This is a genomic window from Stenotrophomonas nitritireducens, from assembly GCF_001700965.1.
Taxonomy (GTDB): domain Bacteria; phylum Pseudomonadota; class Gammaproteobacteria; order Xanthomonadales; family Xanthomonadaceae; genus Stenotrophomonas; species Stenotrophomonas nitritireducens_A.
Genome location: NZ_CP016756.1, coordinates 608,717 through 633,510 on the forward strand (window position 1 = coordinate 608,717; position 24,794 = coordinate 633,510).

24 protein-coding genes and 1 tRNA gene are annotated in these 24,794 nt (G+C 62.1%); 8 read left to right on the plus strand and 17 right to left on the minus strand.

What is annotated here, in order from left to right; all coding sequences use genetic code 11:
• Positions 1–54 precede the first annotated feature (54 nt).
• Entirely contained in the window at positions 55–2,070 is a 2,016-nt protein-coding gene (gene uvrB / locus BCV67_RS02700; protein ID WP_062166358.1) for an excinuclease ABC subunit UvrB, read from the minus strand.
• Between the two features lie 72 nt (positions 2,071–2,142).
• Between uvrB and BCV67_RS02705 the strand changes: the two genes are divergently transcribed.
• Positions 2,143–2,781, plus strand: coding sequence for a GspH/FimT family pseudopilin (locus BCV67_RS02705; protein WP_082746473.1), 639 nt, complete (start codon positions 2,143–2,145; stop codon positions 2,779–2,781).
• A 47-nt stretch (positions 2,782–2,828) separates the two neighbouring features.
• Positions 2,829–2,905, plus strand: a tRNA-Asn gene (locus tag BCV67_RS02710).
• A gap of 152 nt (positions 2,906–3,057) precedes the next feature.
• Here the strand turns inward: BCV67_RS02710 and BCV67_RS02715 are convergent.
• From BCV67_RS02715 to BCV67_RS02740, 6 genes are read right to left on the minus strand one after another with little or no spacing between them, the layout of a single operon-like run.
• Positions 3,058–3,498, minus strand: a complete 441-nt coding sequence (locus tag BCV67_RS02715; RefSeq protein ID WP_269465314.1) for a type IV pilin protein — start codon at positions 3,496–3,498, stop codon at positions 3,058–3,060.
• Positions 3,499–3,503: 5 nt separating this feature from the next.
• Entirely contained in the window at positions 3,504–7,091 is a 3,588-nt protein-coding gene (locus BCV67_RS02720; protein ID WP_231732440.1) for a pilus assembly protein, read from the minus strand.
• A 29-nt stretch (positions 7,092–7,120) separates the two neighbouring features.
• On the minus strand, positions 7,121–7,684 hold the full coding sequence (locus tag BCV67_RS02725; protein WP_062166361.1) for a pilus assembly PilX family protein: 564 nt from the start codon (positions 7,682–7,684) through the stop codon (positions 7,121–7,123).
• Positions 7,681–8,571, minus strand: coding sequence for a PilW family protein (locus BCV67_RS02730; RefSeq protein ID WP_156455738.1), 891 nt, complete (start codon positions 8,569–8,571; stop codon positions 7,681–7,683). Before BCV67_RS02730 ends, BCV67_RS02725 begins: the two co-directional genes overlap by 4 nt.
• Before the next feature lie 47 nt (positions 8,572–8,618).
• Entirely contained in the window at positions 8,619–9,125 is a 507-nt protein-coding gene (pilV, locus tag BCV67_RS02735; RefSeq protein WP_062166363.1) for a type IV pilus modification protein PilV, read from the minus strand.
• Between the two features lie 16 nt (positions 9,126–9,141).
• A complete protein-coding gene (locus BCV67_RS02740; protein ID WP_062166364.1) occupies positions 9,142–9,672 on the minus strand; it encodes a GspH/FimT family pseudopilin in 531 nt (176 codons plus the stop codon).
• Positions 9,673–9,807: 135 nt separating this feature from the next.
• Between BCV67_RS02740 and BCV67_RS02745 the strand changes: the two genes are divergently transcribed.
• Positions 9,808–10,842: a sensor histidine kinase gene (locus BCV67_RS02745; protein WP_062166365.1), complete on the plus strand. Its 1,035-nt coding sequence runs from the start codon at positions 9,808–9,810 to the stop codon at positions 10,840–10,842.
• Here the strand turns inward: BCV67_RS02745 and ppnN are convergent, their stop codons facing one another.
• The 5 genes from ppnN to grxD form a co-directional block, all read right to left on the minus strand.
• Positions 10,843–12,231 carry a nucleotide 5'-monophosphate nucleosidase PpnN gene (gene ppnN / locus BCV67_RS02750; protein WP_062166366.1) on the minus strand — a complete coding sequence of 463 codons (1,389 nt, stop codon included), beginning with the start codon at positions 12,229–12,231 and terminating at the stop codon, positions 10,843–10,845.
• Between the two features lie 112 nt (positions 12,232–12,343).
• Entirely contained in the window at positions 12,344–15,595 is a 3,252-nt protein-coding gene (locus BCV67_RS02755) for a TonB-dependent receptor (protein ID WP_231732441.1), read from the minus strand.
• Positions 15,596–15,813: 218 nt separating this feature from the next.
• On the minus strand, positions 15,814–16,407 hold the full coding sequence (locus BCV67_RS02760; RefSeq protein ID WP_062166367.1) for a YhgN family NAAT transporter: 594 nt from the start codon (positions 16,405–16,407) through the stop codon (positions 15,814–15,816).
• Complete coding sequence (locus BCV67_RS02765; RefSeq protein ID WP_062166368.1) at positions 16,404–17,147, minus strand: SDR family NAD(P)-dependent oxidoreductase; 744 nt, start codon at positions 17,145–17,147, stop codon at positions 16,404–16,406. The genes BCV67_RS02760 and BCV67_RS02765 overlap by 4 nt, the downstream gene beginning before the upstream one ends.
• Positions 17,144–17,464 (minus strand): Grx4 family monothiol glutaredoxin, encoded by a 321-nt coding sequence (grxD, locus tag BCV67_RS02770; RefSeq protein ID WP_062166369.1) that lies wholly within the window; start codon positions 17,462–17,464, stop codon positions 17,144–17,146. Before grxD ends, BCV67_RS02765 begins: the two co-directional genes overlap by 4 nt.
• Before the next feature lie 117 nt (positions 17,465–17,581).
• Between grxD and BCV67_RS02775 the strand changes: the two genes are divergently transcribed.
• Positions 17,582–18,160 (plus strand): superoxide dismutase, encoded by a 579-nt coding sequence (locus tag BCV67_RS02775; RefSeq protein WP_062166370.1) that lies wholly within the window; start codon positions 17,582–17,584, stop codon positions 18,158–18,160.
• Between the two features lie 183 nt (positions 18,161–18,343).
• Here the strand turns inward: BCV67_RS02775 and BCV67_RS02780 are convergent, their stop codons facing one another.
• The 3 genes from BCV67_RS02780 to purE are packed head-to-tail and all read right to left on the minus strand — an operon-like array spanning position 18,344 to position 20,382.
• Positions 18,344–18,679, minus strand: coding sequence for a carboxymuconolactone decarboxylase family protein (locus tag BCV67_RS02780; protein WP_062166371.1), 336 nt, complete (start codon positions 18,677–18,679; stop codon positions 18,344–18,346).
• Between the two features lie 45 nt (positions 18,680–18,724).
• The gene (locus BCV67_RS02785; RefSeq protein ID WP_062166372.1) at positions 18,725–19,882 is read right to left on the minus strand and encodes a 5-(carboxyamino)imidazole ribonucleotide synthase; all 1,158 of its coding nucleotides are present in this window, start codon (positions 19,880–19,882) and stop codon (positions 18,725–18,727) included.
• Positions 19,879–20,382 carry a 5-(carboxyamino)imidazole ribonucleotide mutase gene (purE, locus tag BCV67_RS02790; protein WP_057629361.1) on the minus strand — a complete coding sequence of 168 codons (504 nt, stop codon included), beginning with the start codon at positions 20,380–20,382 and terminating at the stop codon, positions 19,879–19,881. Before purE ends, BCV67_RS02785 begins: the two co-directional genes overlap by 4 nt.
• 59 nt (positions 20,383–20,441) lie before the next feature.
• Between purE and BCV67_RS02795 the strand changes: the two genes are divergently transcribed.
• The 4 genes from BCV67_RS02795 (at position 20,442) to BCV67_RS02810 (ending at position 23,030) form a co-directional block, all read left to right on the plus strand.
• On the plus strand, positions 20,442–20,711 hold the full coding sequence (locus BCV67_RS02795; RefSeq protein ID WP_057629362.1) for a Trm112 family protein: 270 nt from the start codon (positions 20,442–20,444) through the stop codon (positions 20,709–20,711).
• Complete coding sequence (gene nadC / locus BCV67_RS02800) at positions 20,711–21,568, plus strand: carboxylating nicotinate-nucleotide diphosphorylase (protein WP_062166373.1); 858 nt, start codon at positions 20,711–20,713, stop codon at positions 21,566–21,568. Before BCV67_RS02795 ends, nadC begins: the two co-directional genes overlap by 1 nt.
• A gap of 88 nt (positions 21,569–21,656) precedes the next feature.
• Entirely contained in the window at positions 21,657–22,604 is a 948-nt protein-coding gene (locus BCV67_RS02805; RefSeq protein WP_062171367.1) for a DUF2272 domain-containing protein, read from the plus strand.
• Positions 22,605–22,679: 75 nt separating this feature from the next.
• Positions 22,680–23,030 carry a DUF3301 domain-containing protein gene (locus BCV67_RS02810; protein WP_062166374.1) on the plus strand — a complete coding sequence of 117 codons (351 nt, stop codon included), beginning with the start codon at positions 22,680–22,682 and terminating at the stop codon, positions 23,028–23,030.
• 575 nt (positions 23,031–23,605) lie between these two features.
• Here BCV67_RS02810 and BCV67_RS02815 read toward each other — a convergent pair.
• Positions 23,606–24,040, minus strand: a complete 435-nt coding sequence (locus BCV67_RS02815) for a ClpXP protease specificity-enhancing factor (protein WP_062166375.1) — start codon at positions 24,038–24,040, stop codon at positions 23,606–23,608.
• Positions 24,041–24,121: 81 nt separating this feature from the next.
• On the minus strand, positions 24,122–24,757 hold the full coding sequence (locus tag BCV67_RS02820) for a glutathione S-transferase N-terminal domain-containing protein (protein WP_062166376.1): 636 nt from the start codon (positions 24,755–24,757) through the stop codon (positions 24,122–24,124).
• Positions 24,758–24,794 lie beyond the last annotated feature (37 nt).

Below are 24,794 nucleotides of genomic sequence, written 5' to 3' on the forward strand. Positions count from 1 at the left end.
CCTGCTCTTCACGAAGAACAACCGTTTTCTGGAAAAACTTCACAGCGGCCGATTTCAGCCCAGATTCGCCTCCTTGAGGCGATGGATCTGGTCGCGCACGCGGGCTGCGTCCTCGAATTCCAGATCGCGTGCGTGCTGGTACATCTGCTGCTCGAGCTCCTTGAGGCGTGCAGCCAGCTTGGCCGGCTCCAGCGGCAGGTAATCGCTCTCGGGCTCGGCCACGCGCCGCCCCTTGCCCTTGGCGCTGGACTTGGGCGAGCCCTCGTCGTGCGCACCTTCCAGAATATCGACGATGGGCCGCACCACCGACTGCGGCACGATGCCGTGCTCCTGGTTGTACTCCACCTGCTTCTGGCGACGGCGGTCGGTCTCGTCAATGGCCGCCTGCATCGAACGGGTCATCTTGTCGGCATACAGGATGGCCTTGCCGCGTACGTTACGCGCGGCGCGGCCAATGGTCTGGATCAGCGAACCGGTCGAGCGCAGGAAGCCCTCCTTGTCCGCATCCAGGATCGCCACCAGCGACACTTCCGGCATGTCCAGACCTTCGCGCAGCAGGTTGATGCCGACCAGTACATCGAACTTGCCAAGGCGCAGATCGCGGATGATTTCCACCCGCTCCACGGTGTCCACGTCCGAGTGCAGGTAGCGCACGCGAATGCCGTGCTCGCTGAGGTATTCGGTGAGGTTTTCGGCCATACGCTTGGTCAGCGTGGTGACCAGCACGCGGTCGCCCATCTTGATGCGTTCATTGGCCTGCGACATCAGGTCGTCGACCTGGGTGCCGACCGGGCGGATCTCCACTTCCGGGTCGATCAAACCGGTTGGGCGCACCACCAGCTCGGTGATGTCGTTACCGGACTCGCGCAGTTCATACGGCCCCGGCGTGGCCGACACATAGATGGCACGCGGCGAGCGCGCCTCCCACTCCTCGAAACGCAGCGGGCGGTTGTCCAGTGCCGATGGCAGGCGGAAGCCGAATTCGACCAGGGTTTCCTTGCGCGAGCGGTCGCCCTTGTACATGGCGCCGATCTGCGGAATGGTCACGTGCGACTCATCGATGACCAGCAAGGCATCCGGCGGCAGGTAGTCGAACAGGGTCGGCGGCGGCTCGCCCGGCGCCTTGCCGGTGAGGTGCCGCGAGTAGTTCTCGATGCCGTTGCAATAGCCGACTTCGGCCATCATCTCGAGGTCGAACTGGGTGCGCTGGGCCAGGCGCTGCGCCTCGACCAACTTGTTCTGCGCATACAGTTGCTCCAGCCGCTCCTTCAGCTCGGCCTTGATGGTATCCACCGCCGCCAACACCCTTTCGCGCGTGGTGGCGTAGTGGGTCTTCGGGTAGATGGTGTAGCGCTGCATCTTGCGCAGGCTTTCACCGGTAAGCGGGTCGAACATGCTGAGCTGCTCGATATCGCCATCGAACAGCTCGATGCGCAGCGCCTCGCTGTCCAGCTCGGCCGGGAACACATCAATCACTTCGCCACGCACGCGGAAGGTACCGCGCTGCAGCTCGTATTCGTTGCGGGTGTACTGCAGCTGGGTCAGATGCTTGATCAGATCACGCTGATCAATGCGCTCGCCTTTGGACAGGATCAGCCGCAGCGACAGGTAGTCTTCCGGCGCGCCCAGGCCGTAGATCGCCGACACCGTCGCCACCACGATGGCATCCGGGCGCGATAGCAAGGTCTTGGTCGCCGCCAGACGCATCTGCTCGATGTGCTCGTTGATCGAACTGTCCTTCTCGATGAAGGTATCCGAGGACGGCACATAGGCTTCAGGCTGGTAGTAATCGTAGTAGCTGACAAAATATTCCACCGCGTTGTGCGGGAAGAACGCCTTGAACTCGCCGTAAAGCTGCGCAGCCAGGGTCTTGTTCGGCGCCATCACCAGAGTCGGGCGCTGCACCTGCTGCACCACGTTGGCGATGGTGTAGGTCTTGCCCGAGCCGGTCACGCCCAGCAGGGTCTGCTTGGCGATGCCCGCTTCAAAGTTGGCCACCAGCTTTTCGATGGCGGCCGGCTGGTCGCCGGAGGGCGAATACGGCGATACGAGCTGGAAGCTGTCTGACATGTCGACCACTGGGCGGGGTTGACCTTCGAGTATAGCGAGCACCGGGTTGACCCCAGCGCATGGAGTAACCCGATGTTCAGCCAAGCGGTGCAGCGAGCCTGTTACGGAGCCCGTTTGGCGACCATAGACGCAAACGCCCCTGCCGGCCCTGCCATGCGCCCCTCTCGAAGCCACCCGTTCGCCCGTCCTGCGCGCAACAAGGGCTTCACGCTTGTACAGATGCTTGTCTGTGTGGCGGTGATCGGAATATTGGCCGCTATCAGCACGCCCTACCTGCCGCACGTATTGCAGCGGCAGCGGGCGCTGACCACACAGCATGCCCTGGTTGGCCATCTACACCTGGCCCGTAACAGTGCGATCTGGCAGCGCAAGAACACCGTACTCTGCCCCTCCACGAATGGCCGCGAATGCGCTGGCAATACGGACTGGGGCAGCGGCTGGCTGGTGTTCATAGATGCCAACGGCAACGGGCGCCCGGACCACCATGCCGACATCATCCGCACTACCCTGCATCCCGCCCACACTTCACTTCGCATCCACAGCGGCGCCGGACGCAGCAACATCCGCTATCTGCCGGACGGGCGCAGTGCGGGTTCGAACACGACCATCTCCATCTGCAATGACACCGACATCCTGCTGATGCAGGTTGTGGTCAACAATGCTGGACGCGTGCGCAACGCCCACCCAAGGGCAGACCAACCCTGCAGATGAATCCGGGTATTGCACACAATCTTTCCACCAAGTAGAATTTGCCTCCCGCCCGAATAGCTCAGCCGGTTAGAGCACTTGACTGTTAATCAGGGGGTCGTTGGTTCGAGTCCAACTTCGGGCGCCAAATAAAAAAAACAAAAAAGCTTGCCGATAGGCAGGCTTTTTTGTTTTGCCTAATCCCGATGACGCACCGTGAAAGCCTTCGCTGCGCGCACGAAAAAGCCCGCAATGCACGGCGGGCTTTTTCTGGGCAAGCATTACTGGATCAGACCGAAATCACCAGCATTCGGCAACCGTCGCACTACCGCTCTTGGTGCGAACACCCTGAGCATTGATCGACAAGGTCCCGCACTTTGAATCCTTCTGAATCGCCGTCGGCACCGCCCCTAGGATGAAAGCACGGGCGGTGGGAGCACCACCCTGGAAGCCTACCGTGTAGAAGTTTGTCAACGCCGCTTCGCAGCTAGGCGCCGGAGCCCCGACATAAGTCAAGTTTGTCGTGTAATAGCGTTCCATGAGTTGCGCCCCCTGCTGCAGGCAACCAGCGACCGCTGCACGTCGCGCCTTGATCACGTGCTGTTGATAGCTCGGGTAAGCAATGGCCGCCAAAATCGCGATAACCACGACCACGATCATCAATTCGATCAAGGTAAAGCCAGCGATGTGTCGAGCCAATGAGACCCGCCTGCCGCGATTTGCATGAATCATGCTCTTCATCCGTTTCAATCCCCCATCAACTCACGCCAGGAAACACGCTTGATGTTGCCGTTATTGGTATTGGTCTTGGTTTTTGCATAAGTGCCATCATCAAGACTGGTGTACATGTTGTCACCGATGAAAATCGGGTTATTCGGACTGCTGCCATAGCCGATACCGGACACAGGCGTACCGTCCAACGAATCCTTGCCGTCGACCACACCATCACCATTGGCATCAAAGAACCCACCAGACAGGCGTCCACCGGTAAATGGATCGATCGCCATGGTGTAGCCTTTGCCGGTCGGGCTACAGACGTCGGCCGAATCAGGGATACGAGTGGTGCCAATAAGCGTCAGGCCCTGGAAGAAGTTCGGTACGACCATGCGTTCACCTTGGGCAACGCCAGTGGAAGGAACCAGATTCATGTACCAGCCATTCTCCCCCACCGCAGCTACACGCTCGATCACGCGAACATCGTAAGCACCGATCACACCCTCATCAAGAATACTGACCTCCTCCAATCCACCCGAAATAGCCACTCCCTTGTCAATCAAGCCATACCAGGTTTGAACGTTCTTGTTGGCTCGGTCAGCCGAGTTGAGATAACGACCAGTACCTGCGAACACCCATGTCTGCAGCGTTTTCGGGTTGACCGCGACCAGCGGCGCAGCGGTGAACGGCTTGGTTTCACCGGCGGCATACAGCTTGCTGACGCTGCCATCGGAGAGCTTGAAGCGCCACAGATTGCCCTTCATGTCGCCGGCATACACAGTGTCGACCAGCCCATTACCCGCCGCTGACCATGCGTTGATACCAGCCAGACCATTATCAGTACCGGTCGCAGTCGAGATGGTGGAAACGCTGCCGGTGGTGATATTGATTGACACCAACTTGGCGATGCCATCGGCGCTGTTCGGGCCATTGCCCAGCAGTACGCGCCATTCGCCATTGCTGACCTGCGAGATGATCGGCTGCCCCAGATTGTTGCCAAGAGATGCGTCACTGACCTCCCACATCATCTTGGGCGTCGCAGGGGTGGTGACGTCCAGCGCAAAGATGGTCTTGCCACCGCGCCCCATCGTACCGATCAACGCAGTCCGCCACTTGGCACCGTCGTACCAGTCGGCCGCAGTCATCGCTCCGTCAACGGTATACGCGTGCTCATATGCTGGGTCAGTGAACCCCAGTGCACCCGAGAGCTTGGACATGCCTTCGGTCGGCACAAATGCAAACACTTCCTTACCGGTATTGGCGTTGAACGCGTGCAACATGCCGTCATTGGCACCAACGTAAACAATCGGTGTACGCGTAGACTGCCCGGAAGCAAAAGCCGCATAACCCGTCGCACCAGCGAACGAGCTGTTGGTGTACAGACGAGGGTTGGGCGCGCCGACATAAACCGGCTGCGAATTAACGATATCGCCCAGCAAGCTCAAACGATTGCGGAAGGCGCCACCTCTGCTCTTCTCACCAGACCGGTCCCCGCGCAGGTAATTCACCACTGAAGAGGACAGACCGCCAACCGTCCCCTGGAAACCAGCCAACGTGCCGCCGTTGTTGTAGAAGATCTGCCGAGCACCCGTAGTCGCGTTGTTCGGCCCCCAGATCGGGAACTGATCAGCCGCCGACCAGGCCTGGGTCAACGCACCCGTACTCGTGTTCACGTCGTAGGCAAACAAACGCCCAGCCCACTCACGATTCTGGCCAGTGACAAACTGCGCCTGGAAGGTACGCGCACCGGCCTCGAGCTTGGTCGAGTTGCTGGCGAACGAACTGGCTGAACCTTCAGCCTTGCGTGCGATCGACTCGAAGGCCTGGCGCAGGCTGGCCACCATCTTGTCGGCCTCGCTGGCCACGTAGAAGTTGTCAGGGCGCGGATAGGTGTTGACCGTACTGGTGACCCCGCCGCCGGAGCCACTGGTCAGGTAATCCAGATTGGTGTGCCACCACGACGTCGCCAGACCGGTTGTGGTCAGCGGATCGAAGTCCTGCGAAGGAACATCAAAGCCGCCGTATTTGGCGGTGAGCCAATACTGGTTGGTTGCTTTCGGCTCAAGGATCTGGTTCTCGCGCACGTCCACCCAATAAGTAGACAGGGTCTGCTTGCCAAGCGTATTGGGTTTTCCAGCCACATCGGTACGGATGTCATTGGTGTTGGCGTAGTACGCCAGACCCGCGATGAAAGCGGAATTGCCGCGACCACTGAAACTCCCAGCGTTTGCCTTGGTGGTAATGCCTTCGAGATCGAAGATCTTCTGCGTGTACTTGATCGCCAGATCCAGATCCTTGTCAGGCGTATTTGGAATATTGCGATCTTCATGGGTATTGACGTCACCAATGCCCAGCGCCGCGTTCACCTGACAGGAATAGCGGATCGGATCGTCCCAATCGGTGATGACCGGAAATCCATCGGCAAAGGTGTAATTGATGTTATTGGTGTACTCGGCAAGGTTGCCCTGCCCACGGAAATAACGCAGGGCCGCGTAGTACAACTCGCTGACCGGGTCATTGCTCTTGGGCGAAGCGGTGGTCATCTGACCAAACTTGTTGAGGTAGTTGATGACGCCACTGTCCAGGATGCCGGTGGCTGCCGTCGCACTCGCATCCGCCGGGTTGGGGTTGCGCACCAGCACGCCCGTTGCGGGGTCCCACTCCCTGGCCGTGTTGGCAAGGATGCCCGCTTCAGGGTAATGGGTCTGGGGACCAACGAACTTCTGCCGAGCACGCAGGACACCACCATTACGCTGATTTCCTGACTCGTTGAGAAAGCCGAAAATGCTGTACGTGATGCGCTTGGAGTACTCCTGGATCAAACCTTCGGGCTTGTAATTGCTGCCGTAGCGAACGCAATTGGCTTCCAGACCCACACTGACATCGCAGACCTTCACACGGACGCTGACTTCATAGACAACGCCGGGATCACTGTTCTTGCCCGAGGGTGTCAGAGTGTGCTTCGAAGGGTCATAGGGAACTGGACTAGTGGTATTCAAGTCGCCACTTGAAGTGAAGCGCATGCGATTGCCAAGACCTTCAATCTTGACGGTAAGGCTGTTCCAGGTCGCACCGGTCAGATTCTTGACCGAGGTTGCATTGGAGATCGCGCGGTTGGGGAACAGCCCCGAGCCGTGATGCCTGGCCTTCTCGAGAATGGTCGTTGTCGGCGTATCGACTACGCGATAGCCACCGGTCAGACCCGAGCGGAATGGATCGATGGTCTGGGTAGCAGCCCAGTTCATGTAATTACCGCTCCACTGCTTGTCAGTGGGGCAATTGAATGAGCTGGCTGCCCCGGTCGGGTAGAAATACCGATCCGTCTCGATGCTGCTGTAGTTGTACAGATAGCACTTATTGGGATCGAAATAACCCGAATAACGACGAGAACTATCGTAGTTGCCGATATTCGCCTGACTGATCAGCGTCGGGTACTCCACCGAAGGCACCAGCACCAGGTTGCCGGGAACGTCGCTGCCGACGAACATCGGCGACTGTGCGATTTCCACCGCAGGCGCGCTCATTGAGCAAACGGCCGCGAACAGTCCAATGGCAATACCGCCGAACCTGCTTTTGATCAGGCCTGGCTGTTTGTTTTTAGTGCCGGGATAAGTATTCATGATCTTTCAGAGCCCCATGGCGACGGTACTTACTTGACCGTGATGTTGGATTGCAGGACGACGACCGCGCGATCCGCCGCTGTGGCTGGATCGTGGCTGCGCGCGATGATGCGATAGAACGACTCCAGGGTCACACCGCCACCACCGCCATATTGGTTTGCGTTGGCACTCTGATTCTGCTGCAGCTCATCCGTGCTCTCGCGTTGCCCGAGGTACTGGACGAAATACTGCGGGCGGCCAGCTGCCTGGCTCTGGGTTGCCGTGCCATTGACCCAGCCGGCGCCACCGCCGGTATAGGTACCGGCTGGCGGTATGGGACAGACCACACCGGCCACGCTGCAGTCGGTACCGATCGAGCTGCCCGCCACAACGGCGGCTCGAACCGCAACCTCGGCTTCACGCAAGGCGGACTCCGCCGATTGGAACGCCAGGCTGCGGTCATACATATTGCCGCTCATGCGCTCGCGCAGCAGCGTGCCGCGGATGCTTGCGAGGCCAATCAGGGTGATCACGATCAGGATCAGCAGTACGACCAGCAGACTCGCGCCCCGTTGCCGGGTGGCGCAGACGTCCACGCGATTATTGATGTTCATTGCGCACGATTCCTCAAGGTAACCACCTGCTCCAACTGACGCGTCAGCGGGACATTACCGCTGCCCACCGGGCTGTCGCTGTTGACGGTGAAGGTGATACGGATCGACGTCACGTCCTGCCAGCCCGCGACTGCGCCTGCAGCCACATAATCGGTAGTGGCAGCGTCCTGCAGGTACTCCAGCTGCATGTCTGAAACACCCTCGACCATTTCCTCACGCGCGCCGCCATTGAGGACACGAAACAGCGAGCTTCCACCACGGCCGTTGCTGGCCACGAACCAGCGCACGCCATTGAGTTTGCTTATCACCGAGTTTTTCGGATAAAGGTAAGCGGGAGCCGCAGCGTTACAGGGGGCCGGCAGCACGTTCAAGCTGGTACTGCAGTTGCCCGTGTTGGCATGACTGATCGTGGTAGCACTGACCGGGCCCGCGCGGAATACGGCAACCTGCCGGGTATCGCAGACCATCAGCACGTCGTTGGCGGCCAGACCAGTGGATTTGTCCACGGTGAAAACCGTACCTGTCTGGGACGACACGTTGGCCAGCTCATCGCCGACCAACAGCAGCTGCAATGCGTCGCTGCCCGCGACGGAGCCAGTCAAGCTGCCGTTGTCATAACCATTCACCGCCTGCGACCAGGTACTCCACCAGTTGGCGCCACCAAGGTCGGCCACGTTTGCAACCGGCAAACCGATATCGCATGGGTTGCCCCCCGCTTCACGGATATCCCTGCTCATCATCTCGAAACCGAACTGCATGTTCTCCTGGACCTTGCCCAGTCCGTCCGTAGTCCGATAAGCCTGTTGACTGGACACGAAGATCATTACCACCGCGCCCAGTACGATCAGAGCGATGATCATTGCGATCATCAGCTCGATCAGGGTCATGCCCGCCATTCCGGCGGGTGATTTCATTCGAATTGCACGCATCCGCGTCATAGCCTCACCACCGTTTGCGCCTGACGCTCCGCGCCACCCTCGACATTGTCGGCCGCCGCATCGCTTTTGCTCCCGCGTGTGTCATCCCACTGCACAGTCACCGTACAAACGCCCGCCACACACGAAATCTGCCCACAGATGCTCTCGTCGTCAGGATCGCTGGTCATGCCGTTTTTCAACGACTGGATCCACCGGCTCACATCATTCTGGGCCAGCGTGCCGCCAGCTGGCACTGTGCACTCCATGCCATCGGTGTTGTAGGCACCTGCAAGCGCTGCCTGGCGATTGGCGCGCATCGCATCAATCGCCGAATACGAATATGCAACCACTTGGCTACGCTCCAGCGAACTCTGCCCGTTTCGCAAAGCGGTGGCCTGCATGGCGGCAATGCCGAGCAGCGCAACCCCCAGCACCAATACCGAGACCATCACTTCGATCAAGCTGAAGCCTGCCAGTCGGCGGGGCGGAGCTGCGCTGCGGGAATAGGCGTTTCCAATTTTCATCTACCCTGACCTCAGTTCAAGGACACGCACCGCCACCATTCACCCGGCTGCTGGCGATACGCGCAGCCGAAGCGAGGGTGACAGTGCGTTGGTTATCTGCCGGACTTCCGGTTGGAATACAGAAAGTCACCGCACTATTGACGGCTGTACTGGACAAGCCATCAGGACGAAAGGTGATCCGCTGCACACCCGAAGTCACCTGGACCGGGGGCTTGGCTTGGTTTACCCGCAGCACCGTGCTGTCAGACTCGATGACCGTCAACCACGTGCCCCAGCCACCGCCGCAGTTCGCGCCATCGGCACTGCCGCAGACCGATACCCGCGTATTGCGCTTGATAGCCTCGCTGCGTGCCTGCTGCAGCGAGCCGACCAACTCGTTGGCCTGGCTGGTCAAACGGTTGGAATTGATGATAGAACGGAACGACGGAGTGGCGATCGCCAAAAGGATGGCCGCGATGGCCACCGTCACCATCAGTTCGACCAGGCTGAAGCCTCGGACACGGCCATGCGCCGACGCGCGTTCAGCTGCTGGAAGAATGCTGGGCATACCCTTTCCCCATATGGACGGCTTACTCTATTTGCTGGAGACCAGCCACTCCACCAGTTCAGGGATGAACGGCTCGATCCGGCGCATGAATGGCTTAGTTCGCACTCCCCTTGCTTCCACGGAAACCAACGCCGCATGTCCACGCCCCAGCCGGCAGAACTGAACCCTCTGGACCCACTCTCCCAGGCGCAGACCATCATCCGCATCATGCTGGCTGGCGAGGCATTGGCCGCACTGCTGACCTTGTCCCAAAGTGCACGCGTCGACCTCCTCACCTACTTCGGCTTGGCCTCGTTCACCATCCAATGGGTGGCCCTGGCATCGCTTGCCCTGCTTTACATCGCGCGCCGACACCTGCGCCGCAGCAGCCCAACGCAGATCTCGGTGGTAGCGTTGATGGCATTGCTTTGCAGTACCTGGCTGGTCACGGCACTGGCAACGGTCCTGCTGAAAGACACGTGGCTTGCCCCGCCGGAAGGCTGGGCGATATTTGCGGCAAAGCTGAGCACAATGGCGCTGCTGATAGGCCTTGTAGCGCTTATCGCCTTCCAAAGCCATTGGCGTCTAAGGCAACTGGCGGTGCGCGCCAAACAAGCCGAGTTGGAAGCACTCCAGGCCCGCATTCGCCCCCATTTCCTGTTCAATACCCTCAACACCGGCGCTGCCTTGGTCCATCAACGCCCACAGGATGCCGAGCGTCTGCTACTGGACCTTGCCGACCTGTTCCGAGCGGCACTCGCCGGTCCACGCACGATCCCTTTGAGTGAGGAAATAGCATTGTCCCAGCGCTACGCCGAAATCGAAGGATTGCGCTTCGGCGACCGCATGCAGATTCACTGGCATCTACCTGCCCCCATACCTGAGCAACGTGTGCCGACGCTTTCCATCCAACCCCTGATCGAGAACGCGATCCGCCACGGGGTTGAGCCATCGCCTGAAGGCGGCGAGATACAAGTTCGCATGCAACAGCTGGCAAACGCACTCAACATCACCATCGAGAACGCCCTACCCCCTGCCGGCGCCCCCAACCTGAGAACCGGCCACAAGGTGGGGCTTGAATCCTCGCGCGCGCGCATCCAGGCCATGACCGGCGGGTTGGGCGATGTAACAACCCGCGTTGAAAACGGCCGCCACATCACCACCATCACCCTGCCTGTTTTACCGCACTGATCAGGCAACCACCTGATAACAAGGGTGATATTCGCCGGAAATCTTCATCCGGCGCTGCTCGACGAAGGCGCGCAGCAGTTCGTCCAGCGCCTGCATCATCTCGGAATCGCCGTGGATCTTGAACGGGCCGAATTCCTCGATCCGGGCCATGCTCTCTTCCTTGACGTTGCCGGCGACGATGCCGGAGAACGCACGTCGCAGGTCGGCGGCCAGATCCGGTGCCGAGCGTCCCTTGTGCAGGTCCAGGCCCGCCATCGCCTCGTGGGTAGGCACGAACGGCTGCTGGTAGGCCAGCGGGATCTCCACCTGCCAGTTGTAGAAGAACGAATCGCGATGCGCCAGGCGGAACTCGCGCACCCGCTTGATGCCCTGCGACATCTTCCGGGCAACGCCAACCGGCTCGCCGACGATGATCTCGTAGCGCTCTGCAGCCTTGTCACCCAGGGTCAAGCGGATGAAACGGTCGATCTGCTGGAAGTAAGGCGCGGCGATGGCCGGGCCGCTGAGGATCAGCGGGAACGGCAGATCCTTGTTTTCCTCGCGCAGCAGGATGCCGAGCAGGTACAGGATTTCCTCGGCGGTGCCCACGCCGCCCGGGAACACGATGATGCCGTGGCCAAGACGGACGAAGGCCTCCAGGCGCTTCTCGATGTCCGGCATGATCACCAGGTGATTGACGATCGGGTTCGGCGACTCGGCCGCGATGATGCCCGGCTCGGTGATGCCGATGTAGCGGGTGTTGGTCTTGCGCTGCTTGGCGTGGGCGATGGTGGCGCCCTTCATCGGGCCCTTCATCGCGCCCGGGCCGCAGCCGGTGCAGATGTCCAGGCTGCGCAGGCCCAGCTCGTAACCGACCTGCTTGGTGTACAGGTACTCATCGCGGGAAATCGAGTGGCCGCCCCAGCACACGACCAGGTTGGGGTCGCTGGGCTGCAGGATGCGCGCATTGCGCAGCACGCCGAACACTGCGTTGGTGATGCCGTCGGAGGTCTCCAGATCGGAGGCGTATTCCGGGCCCAGTTCGATGGCCATGTAGGCCAGGTCGCGCACCACCGAGAACAGCAGCTCGGCGATACCGCGGATGATCTCACCATCAACGAACGCCATCGCCGGCGCATTGCTCAGGTCGATGCGGACGCCACGGTCCTGCTGGGTCACCTGCACGTCGAAATCAGGATAGAGGTCGCGTGCAGCGCGCGGGTCATCCGAGGCGCTGCCACTGGTCAGCACTGCCAGCGCACAGCGCCGCAGCAGCTCGTGCATGCCGCCACTGGAGGCGTCGCGCAACCGCGCCACTTCCGTCCGCGATAACACATCCAGCCCACCGCGGGGATAAATACGTGCGTCCTGCACCGGCAGCGCCCTCGCTGGCCCTTCATTCTTGGTCATTTCCACAACTGCTCCTTCCTCTTTGGCGATCGACTTTAGCGCTCCCCCCATTAAAAAGAAAACGGCCGGGTCGCCCCGGCCGTTTTCGGTTTACATCCGATCAATCAGACGATCAGAACTGGTAGCGGAAGCCCAGCTGCAGCGACCACTGCGAGACACCCTGATTGAAACCATCGGCGTCCGCGTTGGCGGCGGTCGGCTTGTCGTTGTACAGCTTGTCGTAGACGTACTTGCCATCGACCATGCCGGCCAGATTGGCACCGCGGGCATTTGCATAGAAGCCGTAGTCGTAGATCTGACCCCACTTCTTGTTCAGCATGTTGCCCACGTTCTGCACGTCAAGCCAGATTTCCGACTTGTGGCCCTTCATGAAGCCCGGCAGTTCCTGCGACACGCGGATGTCGAAGGTATTGATCCAGCCGGTACGGAAGCCATTGGCCGGCGCGTAGCTGCCAGCGTACTTGGCGAGCTGCGGGTTCTCTGCCAACCAGGCAAAGAACTGCTCCTCCAGCTTCGGGTCGGCCTTGAACACGCCGGTCTTGGAGTCGAAGCCGCCGAACAGCACGTCACCCGGGCCCTTCGGCACGTAGAACAGGTCGTTGGAGTTACGGCCGTCACCATTGGCGTCGCCGTTGAAGATGTAGCTGTACGGACGGCCGCTGCGGCCTTCATACACCAGGCCAACGCGGGTCTGGTAGTCACCGAAGAACTTGTGCTTCCAGTCCAGCGAACCGGAGACACGGTCCTTGATCTCGTAACGCGAGGTGGTCTCGGTGTCCGAGTTGACGTTGAAGGAATACTGGTTACCCCAACCCGAGCTGGCGGTGGAGCTGGTCAGCGAACCCACTTCGGTGGCGTCGGTGTAGGTGTAACCCAGGCTCCAGGACCAGTCGCTGCCTTCGGTGAACGGCTTGCTCAGCGAGACGGTGAACTGGCTGGTGCGGCCCTTGTCGGTGTTGTCGATCAGGAAGACGTCGCTGTACGCCTTATTACGACCAGCGCGGTTGTCGTCCGTAGTCCAGGAGCCGTTGACGCTCTTGGCCGGGTTCCAGTACATGTCACGACCATCCGGACCGATGAAGGACGGCACCAGTTCGCCATCCACCACCTTGCCGATGTTCAAGGACTGGTAGTACAGGCCATCCTTGGTCTTGGTGACCAGCACCTCGGCCGACGCCACGATGCCATACCACGGCAGTTCGTGGTCGAACGCCAGGTTGGCCTTGTACAGCGACGGCAACTTGAAGTCCTTGCCGACAAAGCTCACGCCCTGGGCCGCAGGAGTCGCACCCGGGACCGGCTGATTGCTGCCATCCGGGCTGAAGTTGAACGGCGGCGTAGTAAGGTTGCCGTTGTTGATGTTGTACGAATCGTAGTTGTAGCCGGTATTGGAATAGCTGTTGCTGATCCACACCTGCGGCGCGTCACCCTGGAACAGGCCAACACCACCACGCAGCTGGGTCGGACGGTCCGAATCGAAGGTGTAGTTGAAACCAGCGCGCGGCTGGATCAGGAAGCCACTACCGAACACCTTGCTGTTGTTATAGCCAAAGTAGGCGTCCGCCGGGGCGTTGTACTGCGGCGCCGGGCTGACTTCCGGGCGATCGCCACGCAGGCCCAGGGTCAGGGTCAGGTTGTTGTTGACGTACCAAGTGTCCTGCACGAACAGACCGAGGTTGCTGTTCTTGTAAGTGGCCGCGATCGAACCTGGAGCACGCTCCTTGTTGTACTGGTAATTCGCCCAGTTGCCCTTGGCGAAGTTGTCCAGGCCGAGGAACGTGTAAACGCCCCAGCTGGCACGACCAAACAGGTTGTAGATATCGTTGTCACTGTAATCGACGCCGAACTTCAGGGTATGGTCGCCGAGAATGTAGCTACCCGAACCGGAGTAGTTCCAGGTCTTGGTCTGCAGGATGTTGCCCTGCGAGTTAGTTTCAGTACCCATGAACAGCACGTCGCCGGTCGGGCGCGACTGGGTGCCGTCGAAGTAGATGGCGATGCTCGGCGCATTGGTCGGCACTACGCGCTCGGACGCGAAATCACGGTACGAGACCTTGAATTCGGTGGAGAAGTTATCGCTCCAATCGCTGAACAACTGGCCGACATAGCTCTCGACCGTCTTGTTCTGCTGGTACCAATACGAGCTCAGCGAAGCCTGGCTGCTGCTGCCCATGCCGTTGATGCGCAGCTTGCTCTGGTCCAGCTTGCTGTAGCGGACGCTGGCGCGGTGATCGTCGTTGATGTTCCAGTCGATCTTCAGTGCGTACTCTTCCAGCTCGGTATCACCGTTGCTGGACAGGCCGCCGGCATCGATGCCGTAGGTGTCCTTGGCAATCTGCTGCGCCTTGGCAACTTCAGCCATGCCGTACTTGGCGCCAGCCTTGCCCAGCACGCTGCTGCCGATGTCGGCACCCGGAGCTGCCTGCTTGAACTTCTCGTAGTTGGCGAAGAAGAACAGGCGATCCTTGAGGATCGGGCCGCCGAAGGTGGCGCCGTAGGTCTTTTCTTCGGTGAAGCCGTTGAACTTCTTGCCGTCCGGGTTGTTGCCGAACCAGTCGCCATCACGGTAGGTGCCGTAGACCGAACCGTGGAACTCGTTGGTACCGGACTTGGTCACGGCGTTGACGGTTGCACCGGCAGCACTGGCAATGGACACGTCGTAGTTGGACAGGTTGATGTCCAGCGCTTCAATGGCTTCCATCGACACCGGCTGACGCCGGGTGGTCATGTTGTTGCCTTCCAGACCAAAGGTGTCGCTGGCCGAAACGCCGTCGATGTTGATCGAGTTGTAACGCGGGTTCAGGCCGCCGGCCGAGATGGCGCCCGAGGCACGGTCAACGAAGGCCACGCGCGGGTCGAGGCGCATGTAGTCCTGGATATTGCCGCCGATCGAGGGCAGCGCTTCCATCTGCGCCTGGCTCAGGTTGGTACCCGAACCCATCTTGGTGGCGCTGAAAACTTCCGAGCCGCCACCGATAGCCATGACCTGGATGGCTTCCAGGTTGGTAGCTGCCAGATCACCGGTCAGCTGGGCATTGATGGTGCCGGTCTGGTTCACGCCCAGATACACGCCATCTTCGGTCTTGGTGCCTTCACCTGGCTTGGTGATGGTGATGGTATACGGACCACCCACGCGCAGACCGCGGGCGTTGTAACGACCAGCCGCGTCGGTGGTCGCACGGCTGACCGTGCCCGACTCGACGTGGGTGATGGTAACTTCAGCACCAGCAACCGGCTGACCGCCGTTGTTCATGACCTGACCGCCGACGCCGGCAGAGGTGCTTTGTGCGAAAGCCGGAGCAGCCGCAAGTGCGACGACAAGACCAAGTGCAAGCTTGGACATCTTGATACGCGGGTGGTTCATTATGGGTAGCCTCGAAACGAGTTGGCGATTGAGAAAAAGCGCGATCCATCAGCCCCGGGGTCAACCGAGCGCCTGATCGTCTTGAATCTTGGGGGTCCCTTCCGAGGCGGTTTCAGCCGCAACGGTTAAGATAAGGTTAACACGGTAATGACTGTTTATGACTGCCATAAGACAGTGATGCTGCACTGCGGCAGCACCACCTACGGCCAATCAATCACTTACCTTATTGATGCCAGATACGTCGCCAATCCATCGAGCAGCATCTGCACCGAGATTGCGACCAGCAGCATGCCCATCAGGCGCTCCAGCGCGGTCAGCGCGCGGGCCCCGAGCAGCTTGTAAAGCAGGGTTGCCGACATCAGGATGGCCGCCGTTCCGCCCCAGGCCAGCAGCAAGGCCAGGCTCCAATCGCCAAGTCGCTCTGGCTCATTGCTGCCCATCAGCATCACCGCCGCCATGCCCGAGGGGCCGGCCACCAGCGGGATGGCCATCGGCACGATGAAGGGCTCACCGTCCGGCACCGCGCCCATCAGGCCTTCCGGGCGCGGGAAAATCATGCGGATGCCGATCAGGAACAGCACGATGCCACCGGCGATGGCCACCGACTCCTGGCGCAGGTGCATCAGCTCCAGCGCGTATTTGCCGCCCCATAGAAAGGCCATCAACACCGCCAGGGCGATCAACAGCTCGCGCACCAGCACCACCCGCTGACGCCTGGGCGTCAGGGGCTTGAGCAGACTCAGGAACACCGGGATATTGCCCAGCGGATCCAGGATCAGAAACAGCAGCAGGGCCGCTGAAAGGATCGTCACCCGGCCAGGTCTCGCACCTGCCCACGCCAGGCCACGCCATCGGCGGCGAGCAGCTGCACGGCAGCGTCGGCGTACTGGGCAGGATCCACCGGCGCCGCGTCTTCCTCATGGGTGAAGGCACGCGCGCGCAAGCCGGTCCGCATCGGCCCGGGCTGCAGGCCGCAGACCCGCACAGGCCCATTGCGCAACTCGTGGTGCAGACTCTCGATAAGCCCGCGCAATCCATACTGGGCCACGCCGTAGCCGCCCCAGTAGGCTTGGCCGACCCGCTGGATATCGTCCAGTGCAAACACCACCGCCGCGTCTTCACGCTGCCGCAGCAGCGGCAAACAGGCCTGGGTCAGCCAGGCGCGGGCGGTCAGGTTGACGTGGATGGCGCGGGCAAAGGCTGCCGGGTCGCCCGACGCGAACGGGGTCAAGCCAGCGAAATCGGCTGCGCAATGCAGCACGCCGTCCAGGCGCCCGACTTCGGACTCCAGCCGTTCAGCCAGTGCCGCATAGTCGTCGGGGCTGGCGCCTTCCAGGTCCAGCGGATACAGCAGCGGCTCCGGACCAAGCTGGGCGGCGCTGTCATAGACGCGATTGAGCTTGGCCACCTTGCGCCCCAGCATCACCACGGTGGCGCCGGCCTGCGCGCAGGCCCGCGTCGCGGCAGCCCCCAGGCCGCCGGCGGCACCTGCAATCAGAATGACCCGACCGGCAAGATCGGCGCCCTCGCCCACACGAGGCTGGGCACTCACGCTTGCCCGGCCTCGGCAACAATACGCTTGAGCTCGCCGGACTCCAGCAGCTCCAGAAGAATGTCGCAGCCGCCAATCAGCTCGCCATGCATGAAAAACTGCGGGAAGGTGGCCAGGTTCGAATAGCGCGGCAGGTTGGCGCGCACCTCCGGGAACTCCAGCAGATTGACGGTGCGCAGGTTAATCGCACCGGCGGCCAACAGCGCCTGCACCGCGCGGCTGGAAAAGCCGCACATCGGGTATTGCGGCGTACCTTTCATGAACAAGACGAGGGGGTGTTGCTCCACCTCAGCCTGGATTTGTTCCATCACCGGCATTCGAATTCTCCCTACTGCGAAAGAACGGCCCGTCCTGGTCGGATAGACTTTCCCGTGGTCGACCATTGTAAGCCGAGCCGGCCGACTCCCGGCGCCCTGCCCCGAAAAGAATCTCCAATGCCCGTCCAACTGCCTGACCTACCCTACTCCCGCACCGCCCTGCAGCCGCACATCTCGGCCGAAACCCTGGACCTGCATCACGGCAGGCACCATCGCGGCTACGTGGACACGGTGAATGCGCGCATCGCCGGAACCGAGCTGGATGCGCTGCCGCTGGAGGAAATCGTCCGCAACAGCCAGGGCAGCCTGTTCCAGGCGGCCGCACAGGCGTGGAATCACGATTTCTTCTGGCAATGCCTGCATCCGCGCGCCGGTGGCGATCCGCATGGCCCGCTGGCCGAGCGCATCAATGGCCAGTTCGGCGACGTGCAGAAGCTGCGCGAGGAGTTCAACCGCGCCGCGCTGGCGGTGTTCGGCTCGGGCTGGACCTGGCTGGTGCAGCACCCGGACGGCAAGCTGGCCATTGTCAGCACGCGCAATGCAAACACCCCACTGACCGGCAGCAGCACCCCCTTGCTGGTCTGCGATGTCTGGGAGCACGCCTATTACAGCGACTACCAGAATGAGCGCGCGCGCTTTCTGCAGGCCTTCTGGAAGCTGGTGAACTGGGATTTCGTGGCGGCACAGCTGAGCTGAGCTGGCCTGCGCCAACCCCAGCCTGCTGGCGAAGGGATCGCGTGCGCCGTAGCCCGCAATTGAACCCTGATCCGCGCGCGAGCGGGATCAAGGGACCTGAAGCTTGCTGGCCGCTATGGCCGGTACGCGCCAGCAAAGGACTGGCACATATTCGAACCGACGTGAGGCGAACTAAGGCCGCGCTCAATCGTGCGCAGCTACTGCATCCAGCACCCGCGCCGAATACACCATCGCCGCGCCGGCATTGAGTGCTACCGCGACGCCCAGCGCCTCGGCGATCTCCTCGCGGCTGGCGCCCTGCTTCAATGCCGCGTCGACGTGGGTGGTGATGCAGCCATCGCAGCGCGTGGTCACCGCAACCGCCAGCGCGATCAGCTCGCGGGTCCTTGCATCCAGATGGTTGGTCTGGGCACCGGCGCCGCTGAGTGTCAGGTAGCCCTTGAGGGTATCCGGCGACAGTTTGCCAAGCTCGCCGATGCGGCCCTTCAACTCACGGCGATAGTCATTCCAATCGAGCATGGCAGGTTCTCCAGTAGGGACCGGAGAACCTTACGCCGGCAATGCTTAGTTTGGCGTCATGCCGCCGCGCAGCGTGTCTACCACCGGCGCCACCTGCGCCTGCCGCCCCAAAGCCTCGCCTACGCGCTGCAATGCTGCCGCCAGTGCGAGTGCGGAGTCATCACGCAGATTGGCGTGGCCCACCTTGCGACCGTCGCGCGCCTGCTTGCCGTAGTCATGCCAATGACCGGCCGATTCGGCCAGCACCGGCTTGCTGTCGGGCATCTGACCCAGCCAGTTGAGCATGCAGGCATGGCCCAGCACGCGGGTATCGCCCAAGGGCAGGCCCAGCACCGCACGCAGGTGGTTTTCGAACTGCGAGGTTTCCGCACCGTCGCTGGTCCAGTGGCCCGAGTTGTGCACACGCGGCGCCATCTCGTTGGCCAACAGCGCCTCACCACGGCAGAACAGCTCCAGCGCAAACACGCCAACGTAGTCCAGCCGCTCGGCAACCCGCTGTGCATAGGCAATAGCCGTGGCCTGCTGCTCGGCCGACAGCACCGCCGGTGCCAGGCTGGCGGACAGCACGCCGTCCACATGCCAGTTGGTGGTCAGCGGCCAGGCCCGGAACTCACCATCGCGGCCACGAACGGCCACCACGCTGACTTCCCGATCAAACGCCACGAAACCTTCGAGTATCAGTCCGGTCTTCTCGACCTGCGCACCCAGCGCCTGCCATGCCGCCGCGATGTCGGCGTCGGTACGGATGCGGAACTGGCCCTTGCCGTCATAGCCCAGCCGCCGTGTCTTGAGAATGCAGGGCATGCCGAACTCGGCCACCTTGGCCGCCAGTTCGTCGTGGCTGCGGATATCGGCGAACGCCGGCAAGGCGATACCCAATTCCTGGAACAGGGTTTTTTCGCTCAAACGATCCTGCGCCACTGCAAGGGCGGCCGGATTCGGAAACACCGGCTTGCGCTCAGCCAGCCAGTGCGCGCTGGCCGCCGGCACGTTCTCGAAATCAAAGGTGACCACATCGACCTTGGCAGCGAATGCAGCCAAGGCCTCGGCATCGTCGAAACCCCCTACCTGCAGCGGCGCCACCTGACCAGCACAGGCATCGGCGGCAGGATCGAACACCACGAAGCGCAGGCCCAGCGGGGCCCCTGCCAGCACCATCATCCGGGCCAACTGCCCGCCACCGAGAATGCCGACCGTAATCATTGGCGCGGATCGTCCGCAGCCATCACATCTTCGGTCTGACGGGCGCGGAAGGCCTCCAGCGCGGCACCGATCTGCGGCTGCTCGGCAGCCAGCATGGCGGCGGCAAACAGCGCGGCATTGGATGCACCGGCATTGCCGATGGCAAAGGTCGCCACGGGAATCCCGGCTGGCATCTGCACGATCGACAGCAGCGAATCCATGCCGTTAAGCGCCTTTGACTGCACCGGCACACCGAGCACCGGCACCGCCGTCTTGGCCGCCAGCATGCCCGGCAGGTGCGCCGCGCCACCAGCACCGCCAATGATGGCGCGCAGGCCACGCGGGCCCGCCTGTTCGGCATAGCTGAACAGCACGTCCGGCGTGCGGTGCGCCGACACTACCTTCACTTCGTAGGGAACACCCAAAGCGTCAAGCTTTTGAGCGGCGTGCTGCATGGTTTCCCAGTCCGAGCGGGAACCCATCACGATGCCGACTAGCGGCGCGGGGTGGTTTGGGGTCATTGGCCGTCACCTGCTGCAAAGACGTATTCTAGCCGTCTTCCCCGCAAGACCACGACCCGATGGATCGCAAACTACTCGACCTGCTTGTTTCCCCCGACACCCGCCAGCCGCTGTTCCTGCTGGAAAGCGCCGGCCTGGAAGCCCTCAACCGCGCCATCGGCGCCGGCACCGTCACCCGCGCCGATGGCAGCGCCCAGGCCCAGCCGCTGCGCGAAGCGCTGATCACCGGCGACCGCAAGCAGGTATTCCGCGTCGATGACGGCATTCCGGTGTTGCTCGCCGATGAAGCCATCGCCACCGCCCAGATCACCGACTTCCCGGCCAAATAATGCTGCCGCATCCGCCCCTGGCCCCGCCGCAGGAACAGATTGAGGCCGATGTCGCCCGTGCCCTGGCCGAAGACATCGGCAGCGGCGACGTCACCGCCGCTCTGTTGCCCGATACCGCCGATATCGCCTACCTGCTGTGCAAGCAGGACGCGGTGATCGCTGGCCGCCCCTGGTTTGATGCCACACACCGTGCGCTCGACCCCCAGGTGCAGATCGCCTGGCGGGTGCTGGAAGGCGATCACGTCAGCGCCGGCACTGTATTGGCGACTCTGCAGGGGCGCAGCCGCAGCCTGGTCAGCGCCGAACGTACCTCGCTCAACTTCCTGCAGACCCTGTCCGGCACCGCCACCACCACCGCGCGCCATGTAGCGGCAGTGGCAGGCACCAAGGCGCGCATCCTGGACACCCGCAAAACCCTGCCCGGCCTGCGCCTGGCGCAGAAATACGCGGTGCGCTGCGGCGGCGGCGACAACCACCGCATCGGCCTGTTCGATACGGTGATGCTGAAGGAAAACCATATCCGCGCCGCCGGCTCGTTGACTGCCGCCGTGCACGCCGCACGTGCGCAGCAACCGAAGCTGCCACTGGTGGTGGAGGTGGAGGACCTGCAGCAGCTGCAGGAAGCCCTGGCCGCGGGCTGCGAGCGCATCCTGATCGACGACTTCAGCCCGGCCATGCGCCGCGACGCCGTGCGCATTACCGCCGGGCGGATTCCGCTGGAGGTCTCCGGCAGCGTCGACCTGACCAGCCTGCGCGCCATTGCCGAAGACGGCGTGGACTGCATTTCCATCGGCGGGCTGACCAAGCATGTGCAGGCCGTCGACCTGTCGCTGAAGCTGGGTCCACCACCGGGCTGACTCACGGCGCGCATGCAGGCCCGGCTGCGACACTTTCCCAACCTCTTTCGCGGAGCCTGCTGTGGCCTACCGATACCTGCTGTGCGGCATGACCTTGTTGCTCCCCGCCCTGCCTGCGATGGCAGCGGAAGCCTGCGATATCCCGCCACGCTATGGCGTCAGCGAGGTCGCAAAGGCGGTCGTGGCAGCCGCATGCGGCGAGCACCGGCTGTGGTATCGGCCCTTCATCGACCGTGATGGCCGCATCGCCAGCCTCGGCGTCACCGAAGCGGAGAACGAGCACCTGGCCGACAACGGCCTGATCGCCTGGCAGCGGGTAGCCGGCTACTGGCGCGAGAGCGCCACGCTGGGCCCGATGGGCGCCATCGCCGGTGCCAGCAGCTGCGCACAACCGGCCGGTAGTCGTTACACCGACAGCGACTGCCGCGCGTTCCTGATCGACAACCCATGGTCAGCGGCCTTCATCTCCTGGGTGATGACCCGCGCCGCCGTGCCCGGCTTTACCCGCTCGCCGCGCCATATCGACTACATACGCGCCGCCTATCAGGGCGGCAGCAACGGCATGCCGTACCGGCTGGCCGACCCGGCTAGCGAAAAACCCGCGCCCGGTGACATGCTGTGCTTCCTGCGCGACCGCAGCAGCACCCTGAACTACAGCGGGCTGATTCAGGCACTGGGCAGCGGCCGCACCGGCAACTGGAAATCGCATTGCGAAATCGTGGTCAGCGCTAATATGGGCGGCGACCGCACGCTTTATCTGATCGGCGGCAACGTTGCCAATTCGGTGGTGATGCGCAAGCTCATGCTCGACCGCACCGGCGTGATCGAGCTACCCAAGGCCAATGCTGCGTCGGCAAGCACCTCCCTCATCGAGCAGAACTGCTCCCCGGGCCACGAAGAAGAGTGCAACCTCAACCGACAGGACTGGGCCGCACTGCTGAAGCTGACCGCCACCAACCCGGCTCCGGCCTTCAACTCCACCGCGCCACTGCCGCCGCCTCCGGACGAGCCCATTCCAGTGCCGGTCACCCACTGAGATTGGCGGGCGCGCGGATACACATCACCGATGCGGGGGCTGCGCAGGGGCGAGTGGATCGCCTAAAGTGAGGGCATGCCTACCCTTCTTATCCTGATGATTGTCGGCGCGATCGGCTTTGCGTTCTGGGACCGCTCCCGCGCCGCTGCCGACCGCGCCACCGAACTGGGCCGCAATGCCTGCCGCGCCGCTGACGTGCAATGGCTGGACCAGAGCGTGCACAGCACCGGGCTGCGCCTGTGCCGCCTGCCCAATGGCTGGCTGGGCTTCGAGCGCAGCTTTCGTTTCGACTATTCCTACGACGGCCAGGACCGACATACCGGACGCATGGTATTGCGCGGCCGCGAACTGATCTCGTTCAGCGGCCCCGCCGCCGCCCAGATCGGCCGCCTGCGCAAAAGCACCGAAGAAGCCGAAGACATCTAAGCCCGCCATGTAGTGCCGAGCCATGCTCGGCAAGGGCCTTACCGATATACCCGAACATGTGGAAGCGGCGTCAGCCGCGAAGCTGGTGCATCACCAGATCGCGGATATTCCGCAATCCCAAGGTCTACTGGCTTCGCGGCTGACGCCGCCCCCACAAGGCCAACCCACCGCTCAAAGCGAACCGCCTCGGTAGTGCCGAGCCATGCTCGGCAGAGGCCTTACCGATATACCCGAACTGTAGGAGCGGCATCAGCCGCGAAGCTGGTGCATCGCCAGATCCCGGGTATTCCGCAATCCAAAGGTCTACCGGCTTCGCGGCTCATGCCGCTCCCACAAGGCCAACCCGTCGCTCAAAGCGGACCGCTTCGGTAGTACCGAGCCATGCTCGGCAGAGGCCTTACCAATACACCCTCCCGAGATGTGGGAGCGGCATGAGCCGCGAAGCTGGTGCACCATCCGATCGCGGGCATCCAGCAACCCGAAGATCTACCGGCTTCGCGGCTGATGCCGCTCCTACAAAAGCAATTGGCGTAGCCGGCACAAAACAAAACCGCCGCCTTGCGGCGGCGGTGGAATTATTTGACTACCCGCAGGAACGGGCGCTTGGCCGTCGGCTGTGGCCGCTCTGGCGGATCGGTCGGCGGCGTGTCGTCATCGTCCGGCGTGGTATCGGTACCGGGGATGTCATCGGGCAAGGCCATGCCCTGCCCGGTCTCGCGCGCATATACTGCCAGCACCGCGGAAATCGGCACATATACCGGGAAACTGGTTCCAGAAAAACGCGCGGTGAAGCTCACCGCATCATTGTCGATATGCAGGCCAACCACGGCACGCTCGGCGATATTGAGCACAACCCGGTCTTCCTTGACCGCACTGCTCGGTACCTGCACGCCGGGCACGCCGGCATCAACCATCACGTGCGGGGTCATGCCGTTATCGTTGATCCACTCCACCAACGCCCGTAGTAAATACGGCCGGTGGCTGCTCATCCGGAAAGTTTCTTCAGTCATGTCATAAGTGTACGCGGCATTGAAGCGCGATCGCCGCCCGAAGGCGGCAATCGATAAGTTCAGATACAGCCAGGCGTTGCCTCAGCCGGGCAGCTCCCGCAGCTTTTTTTCCTGGTCGGTCAGGCTGCGGATGAAACCCGGGTGGCGGAAAATGCGGTTGCCGTAATCCTCGATGGCCTTGCCATCCTTGGGCAGCGCAACCCCCAACGATTCCAGCCGCCAGATGATCGGTGCCATCGCGCAATCGGCCAGGCTCATTTCCGGATTGAGAAAGAACTTCGACGCCTTGAACAGCGGTACCGATTGCGCCACCAGTTCCTTCAAGCGCTTGCGTCCGGCCTCGGACTGGGTCTTGTTGCCCAGCTGAATGGCCTGCACCTGCGGCACCCAGTCATGCTCGATGCGCAGCATCGCCAGGCGCAGACGCGCACGCGACAGCGGATCGACCGGCATCAACGGCGGATGCGGGTAGCGCTCGTCCAGGTACTCGCTGACCACCGAGGCCGCGTACAGCACCAGTTCGCGCTCGACCAGGGTCGGCACCGAGTGGTACGGGTTCAGGTCGATCAGGTCTTCCGGTGGATTCTGCGCATCGACCGGCACCAGATCGTAAGTCACGCCCTTGGCAGCCAGCACCAACCGCACCCGGTGACACAGGGCGTCATCGTTGGCAGAGAACAAAGTCAGGGTATTACGCATACGCACACTCGCCGCCATCAAAGGCTCTCCATCGGTCGGATTCCGCCAACCTTAA

Excerpts from the sequence above, each read along its gene's own strand:
- uvrB (WP_062166358.1), bottom strand. The coding sequence starts at position 2,070 with ATGTCAGACAGCTTCCAGCTCGTATCGCCGTATTCGCCCTCCGGCGAC.
- BCV67_RS02705 (WP_082746473.1), top strand. The coding sequence starts at position 2,143 with ATGTTCAGCCAAGCGGTGCAGCGAGCCTGTTACGGAGCCCGTTTGGCG.
- BCV67_RS02715 (WP_269465314.1), bottom strand. The coding sequence starts at position 3,498 with ATGAAGAGCATGATTCATGCAAATCGCGGCAGGCGGGTCTCATTGGCT.
- BCV67_RS02720 (WP_231732440.1), bottom strand. The coding sequence starts at position 7,091 with ATGAATACTTATCCCGGCACTAAAAACAAACAGCCAGGCCTGATCAAA.
- BCV67_RS02725 (WP_062166361.1), bottom strand. The coding sequence starts at position 7,684 with ATGAACATCAATAATCGCGTGGACGTCTGCGCCACCCGGCAACGGGGC.
- BCV67_RS02730 (WP_156455738.1), bottom strand. The coding sequence starts at position 8,571 with ATGACCCTGATCGAGCTGATGATCGCAATGATCATCGCTCTGATCGTA.
- pilV (WP_062166363.1), bottom strand. The coding sequence starts at position 9,125 with ATGAAAATTGGAAACGCCTATTCCCGCAGCGCAGCTCCGCCCCGCCGA.
- BCV67_RS02740 (WP_062166364.1), bottom strand. The coding sequence starts at position 9,672 with ATGCCCAGCATTCTTCCAGCAGCTGAACGCGCGTCGGCGCATGGCCGT.
- BCV67_RS02745 (WP_062166365.1), top strand. The coding sequence starts at position 9,808 with ATGTCCACGCCCCAGCCGGCAGAACTGAACCCTCTGGACCCACTCTCC.
- ppnN (WP_062166366.1), bottom strand. The coding sequence starts at position 12,231 with ATGACCAAGAATGAAGGGCCAGCGAGGGCGCTGCCGGTGCAGGACGCA.
- BCV67_RS02755 (WP_231732441.1), bottom strand. The coding sequence starts at position 15,595 with ATGAACCACCCGCGTATCAAGATGTCCAAGCTTGCACTTGGTCTTGTC.
- grxD (WP_062166369.1), bottom strand. The coding sequence starts at position 17,464 with ATGCCGGTGATGGAACAAATCCAGGCTGAGGTGGAGCAACACCCCCTC.
- BCV67_RS02775 (WP_062166370.1), top strand. The coding sequence starts at position 17,582 with ATGCCCGTCCAACTGCCTGACCTACCCTACTCCCGCACCGCCCTGCAG.
- BCV67_RS02780 (WP_062166371.1), bottom strand. The coding sequence starts at position 18,679 with ATGCTCGATTGGAATGACTATCGCCGTGAGTTGAAGGGCCGCATCGGC.
- BCV67_RS02785 (WP_062166372.1), bottom strand. The coding sequence starts at position 19,882 with ATGATTACGGTCGGCATTCTCGGTGGCGGGCAGTTGGCCCGGATGATG.
- purE (WP_057629361.1), bottom strand. The coding sequence starts at position 20,382 with ATGACCCCAAACCACCCCGCGCCGCTAGTCGGCATCGTGATGGGTTCC.
- BCV67_RS02795 (WP_057629362.1), top strand. The coding sequence starts at position 20,442 with ATGGATCGCAAACTACTCGACCTGCTTGTTTCCCCCGACACCCGCCAG.
- nadC (WP_062166373.1), top strand. The coding sequence starts at position 20,711 with ATGCTGCCGCATCCGCCCCTGGCCCCGCCGCAGGAACAGATTGAGGCC.
- BCV67_RS02805 (WP_062171367.1), top strand. The coding sequence starts at position 21,657 with ATGACCTTGTTGCTCCCCGCCCTGCCTGCGATGGCAGCGGAAGCCTGC.
- BCV67_RS02810 (WP_062166374.1), top strand. The coding sequence starts at position 22,680 with ATGCCTACCCTTCTTATCCTGATGATTGTCGGCGCGATCGGCTTTGCG.
- BCV67_RS02815 (WP_062166375.1), bottom strand. The coding sequence starts at position 24,040 with ATGACTGAAGAAACTTTCCGGATGAGCAGCCACCGGCCGTATTTACTA.
- BCV67_RS02820 (WP_062166376.1), bottom strand. The coding sequence starts at position 24,757 with ATGGCGGCGAGTGTGCGTATGCGTAATACCCTGACTTTGTTCTCTGCC.